This window comes from Streptomyces sp. NPDC097619 (assembly GCF_040302735.1).
Taxonomy (GTDB): Bacteria; Actinomycetota; Actinomycetes; order Streptomycetales; family Streptomycetaceae; genus Streptomyces.
Window position 1 is genome coordinate 1 of sequence record NZ_JBEOSD010000279.1, and the last position, 5,202, is coordinate 5,202.

2 protein-coding genes are annotated in these 5,202 nt (G+C 73.1%); both read left to right on the plus strand.

What is annotated here, in order from left to right; genetic code table 11:
- Nucleotides 1–257 precede the first annotated feature (257 nt).
- On the plus strand, nt 258–1,670 hold the full coding sequence (locus ABTZ17_RS36200) for an NsdA family TPR-like regulatory protein (protein WP_352200072.1): 1,413 nt from the start codon (nt 258–260) through the stop codon (nt 1,668–1,670).
- A gap of 282 nt (nt 1,671–1,952) precedes the next feature.
- Nucleotides 1,953–5,147, plus strand: coding sequence for a M28 family peptidase (locus ABTZ17_RS36205; protein WP_352200073.1), 3,195 nt, complete (start codon nt 1,953–1,955; stop codon nt 5,145–5,147).
- Nucleotides 5,148–5,202 lie beyond the last annotated feature (55 nt).

Sequence of the window (5,202 nt, forward strand, 5' to 3'; positions counted from 1 at the left end):
CGACCTGTTCTCGGTGCTGATGGGTGAGGACGTCGAGGCCCGACGCTCCTTCATCCAGCGCAACGCCAAGGACGTCCGCTTCCTCGACATCTGAGGGGCACGACGCCGTGCCGACTACTTGGTTCAGACCAATTTCGATCTGATTCGGCCAAGGCGATTGACGCGGTCCCGGCTGCTCCTCTCTGCTGGCGGTAGGGGTGCGGTCCGGGAGCCCGGTGCCGCGTTGCGGGAGGCGACGGCCTCCGCCGGGAGGGCACATGAGCGTCCATTCGACCGAGGCCGACGAGAGCTGGGAGCAGTTCGGGCGCCATCTGCGCTCCTGGCGCCGGCAGGCCGGACTGACCCAGCAGCAGCTCGGACTGCGGGTGGGCTACCACCACAGCCTCATCAGCAGGCTGGAGGCGGGGCTGCGGGAGCCTCCGGCCGGGCTGGCGCGACGGTTGGACTCCATGCTGGAGACCGGCGGGGAGCTCGCGGGGATCGTGGCCGCCCCGCGCGAGGGCGCGTACGGTCCGCAGCACGCGCCGGCGGATCCGAGGCTGTTCGCCGCGCTGCCGGGCGGCACGACGGCCGGCGGTGGCCGGGAGGTCCTGGACCCGGTGCCGTGGCCGGAGTCGCTGCCCGCCGAGGGGCTGACGTGTCCTCTGCACGGAGCGGCGGGCTGTACCGCGCCCGGCCGGGTGGAGACCGGACTCCTCCTGGACGGGCTGACCGCGCCCCTCCCCCGCCTGGCCCTGCCGCCGGGCGGGGAGACGGAACTGCTGCACGCGCTGACCGCCGCCCTCGCCTGCCTGATCCGCGGTTCCTGGCACCGGGCCACGGGGGGCGGGGCCGCCGCCGTGGAGCGGCTGCTGCGGGCCGTGGTCCGGTGGGCCGGGGCCGTCAACTCCACCGGACGGCTGCCGTACGGGCAGTTACGCATCGCCGCCCAGTACGCCCAGGTCGCGGGGCTGCTGCGGATGCGGCTGGGGCAGAGCAGCATCGGGATGGCCTGGTTCGGGCACGGCCTGGGCTGGGCGGAGGCGGTCCACGACCCCTCGGCGCGGGCCACCCTGCTGAGCGACATGTGCACCCTGGTCCGCCTCGACGAGGACGCGGCCTCCGCCATCGGCTACGCCGAGGCCATCGGCGCCGTGGACCCACGGCGCCGATGGATCGGCGCCCTGTCCCACCTGTACCAGGCGCGCGGACACGCGCTCGCCCGTGACCCGTCCGCCTGCCGCCGCCATCTCGCCCTGGCCCGGCGCGGGTTCGCGCGGCTCGGCCCCGGCGACCTGCTGGAGGCGCCCTGGCTGGGCGGCACGGAGGGACGGATGCGCCTGGAGTCGGCGGTCGGCGGGGCCCTGCGGGACCTGGCGGCGGCCACCGGGGACCGGGGCACGGCGCACCGGGCCATCGACGCCACCGCCCAGGCCCGGGCGCAGCTCCCCCCAGCCATGCACGGCACCCGGCTGCTGCTCACGCTCCGGCTGGCCGACGGCTGGGCCTGCGCCGGCGATCCGGGGGCGGCGGTGGCCCTCGCGGAGCCCGTGCTCGCCGAGGCGGTGGGCTCGGCGGAGCCGATGGTGGGATCGGAACTGCGGGGGCTGCACGGGCGGTTGTTCTCGGCCTGGGCGGAGGTCCCGGAGGTGGCGCGCTACCGGGAACGGCTGGCGGAGACCGCCCGCTGAGGCAGGGTGCGCCGAACGGAGGCCGGGGGCGATCGGGCGGAGGCCGGGGGTCCGTCGGGGGTTGTCGCCGCTTGCCAGATTTTGACAGGGCCGGACGAGGGGGCGGAAGGCATTGCTCCGGGCCCGGGGCGGTGTGAGGGTTCCGCCAGCCCGGCGGTACGACCGACCTCCTGGCGCGGACCGGCGGAGACACCGCCGCACTCCGTGCACCCACCAGGGGGCTTGTCATGCCCACATCCGCCATGCCGGGTCGCGCCTCACGACCTCTCACAAGGAGCCAGGATGTTGAGAAAGATGGTGGTGGCCGGGGTCTCCCTGGCCGTGGCCCTCGGGGGGATGGCCGCACCGGCCGCCCTCGCCGCGGCCCCCGCCGCGGCCCCCTCGCCACGGCCGGAGCCCGCGCCCGTCGCGAAGGCGGTCGCCGCCGCCGATCTGGCCGCCCGCAGCGGGCTGGACGCCCTCGCCAAGGGCCCGGACGAGCAGTACGACCGGAGCATGGTCACCCCCTGGGTGAAGGGTCTGTACTCCGTCGCCTACGAGCGGACCTACAAGGGTCTGCCCGTGGTGGGCGGCGACGCCGTGGTGCTCGCCGACGGCGAGGGCCGGGTCCGTTCGGTGCACTCCGCGACCGGGACGAAGATCTCGCTGTCCACACGGGCCCGGATCGGCGCGGCCACCGCCGTGGCCACCGGGCGGGCGCGGCTGGCCAAGCCCGAGAAGTCCGAAGCGGGGCGCCTGGTGGTGCGGGTCCGCAACGAGCGGGCCGCCCTCGCCTGGGAGACCGTGGTCACCGGGCACACGGCGACCGGCAAGCCGAGCCGCCTGCACGTGTTCGTGGACGCCCGCACCGGCAAGGTCTTGGACAGTTACGACGAGGTGCACGCGGGCACCGGCCAGAGCAAGTGGAACGGCCCCTCCCCGCTCACCATCGACACCTCCCGGTCCGGCAGCTCGTACGTGATGCGGGACACCACCCGGCCCGGCCTCCAGTGTTCGGACTACAGCGGCGGGGTGTTCACGAAGGCCACCGACACCTGGGGCACGGGCGATCCCAAGAGCCGTGAGACCGGCTGCGTCGACGCGATGTTCGCGGCGCAGAAGGAATGGGACATGCTCAAGAACTGGCTCGGGCGCAACGGGCACAACGGCAACGGCGGAAGCTGGCCGGTGCGCGTGGGCCTGAACCAGATGAACGCCTACTGGGACGGCTCCACGATCACCATCGGCTACAACAGCGCCAACGAGTGGATCGCGGGGATGGACGTGATCGGGCACGAGTTCGGGCACGGCCTGGACTCCAACACCCCGGGCGGCGCCGACCACGAGAGCGGGCTGGGCGAGGCCACCGGCGACATCATGGGCGCCCTGACCGAGGCCTACAGCAACCAGCCGGCCCCGTACGACGTGCCGGACTACACCGTCGGCGAGATGGTCAACCTCCAGGGCCGCGGCCCGATCCGCAACATGTACAACCCCGGGGCGCTCGGCGACCCCGCCTGCTACTCCGCCTCGATCCCGAGCACGGAGGAGCACAAGGCGGCGGGCCCGATGAACCACTGGTTCTACCTGCTCGCCGAGGGCTCCAACCCCGGTGGCGGCAAGCCCTCCAGCTCCACCTGCAACGGCTCCACGATCACCGGCGTCGGCATCCAGACCGCGGGCAAGGTGTTCTACGGCGCCATGCTGCTCAAGACCAGCGGCATGACGTACAAGCGCTACCGGACGGCCACCCTGACCGTGGCGAAGAACCTCGACGCGAGCTGCGGGCTGTTCAACACCACGAAGGCCGCCTGGGACGCGATCAGCGTGACCGCGCAGCCCGCCGACCCCACCTGCACGGGCCAGCAGACCGACTTCTCGCTCGCCCTGAGCCCCGCCTCGGGCAGCGTGGACCCGGGCGCCTCGGTGACGGCCGCCGTCAACACCACCACCGTGAGCGGCGGCGCCCAGCAGGTCTCGCTCACCGCCTCGGGCGCTCCGGCCGGGGTGAGCGTCTCCTTCAGCCCCTCCACCGTGACCTCCGGCACCAACGCCACGATGACGGTCTCGGCCTCGTCGGGAGCGGCCTCCGGCACCTACCCGATCACCGTCACCGGGACCGCGGGCACCAATAGCCACACCGCGCAGTACTCCCTGCGGGTCGGCGGGGGCACCGGGCCCGCCACTCCCCCGGACGTCAACGTGGCCAACGTGCAGGCCCACCTGACGCAGTTGAACACCATCGCCTCCCAGAACGGCGGCAACCGCCGCTCGACCACCGCCGGGTACCGGGCCTCGCTGGCGTACGTGAAGGGCAAGCTGCAGGCGGCGGGCTACACCGTCACCGAGCAGACCTGCACCTCCGGCTGCACCGCGGGCGCGGGCAACAACCTGATCGCCGAATGGCCCAAGGGCAACGCCAACAGCGTGTACATGTTCGGCGCACACCTGGACGGGGTCTCCGCCGGTCCCGGCATCAACGACAACGGCTCCGGCTCCGCCTCGCTCCTGGAAGCGGCCCTGGTCCTGGCCCAGAACGACCCGACCATGGACGACCGGGTCCGGTTCGCCTGGTGGACGGACGAGGAGCAGGGCCTGAACGGCTCCGCCTTCTACGCCCGGACCCTGCCGGCCGCCGAACGCACCAAGGTGAAGGCGTACTACAACTTCGACATGGTGGCCTCGACCAACGCGGGCTACTTCATCAACAACCTCAACTCCGCCGCCTCGGCGCCGATGAAGGCGTACTGGGACTCCCTGGGCCTGGCCCCGCAGGAGAACGTCGAGGGCCAGGGACGTTCGGACGACTACTCCTTCCAGCAGATCGGGATCCCCACCTCGGGCTACGCCACCGGTGCCTCGGCCGTGAAGTCCGCCTCGGAGGCGGCCAAGTGGGGCGGTACCGCGGGTCGCGCCTACGACCCCTGCTACCACTCCTCCTGCGACACCACGAGCAACATCAACGCCACCGCCCTCAACCGCAGCGCGGACGGCATCGCGTACACGATCTGGAAGACCTCGGTGGGTGACGCCCCCGCCCCGGTGGACGACTTCTCGATCAGCGCGAACCCGACCGCCGGGACGGTGGACCCGGGCGGCTCCGCCACCGTGACCGTGAACACGGCCACCACGAGCGGTTCCGCCCAGACCGTGCAACTGTCGGCCTCCGGCGCCCCGTCCGGGGTGACCGTCTCCTTCAGCCCCTCCTCGGTGACCTCGGGCCAGTCCGCCACGGCCACCGTGCAGGTGGCCGCAAGCACCGCAGGGGGGACGTACACCCTGACGGTGACCGGTACGGGCGCGGTCACGCACACCACCACCTACACCCTCACCGTGACCGGCGGGGGCGGCGGGGAGACCACCTGGAAGCTCGGCGGCACCTACGCCGCGGGCGACATCGTGACCTACCAGGGGGTCCGGTACCGGTGCATCCAGGGCCACACCGCCTACCCGGGCTGGGAGCCGCCGAACGTGCCCGCGCTGTGGGCGCGGCTCTGACGGCGGATGTCCGTCCGTCGTGACCCTCCCGGGAGGGTCACGACGGCCCGGCGGC

What these genes read in the sequence shown, in the direction of transcription:
- ABTZ17_RS36200 (WP_352200072.1), top strand. Translation starts at nt 258, where the DNA reads ATGAGCGTCCATTCGACCGAGGCCGACGAGAGCTGGGAGCAGTTCGGG.
- ABTZ17_RS36205 (WP_352200073.1), top strand. Translation starts at nt 1,953, where the DNA reads ATGTTGAGAAAGATGGTGGTGGCCGGGGTCTCCCTGGCCGTGGCCCTC.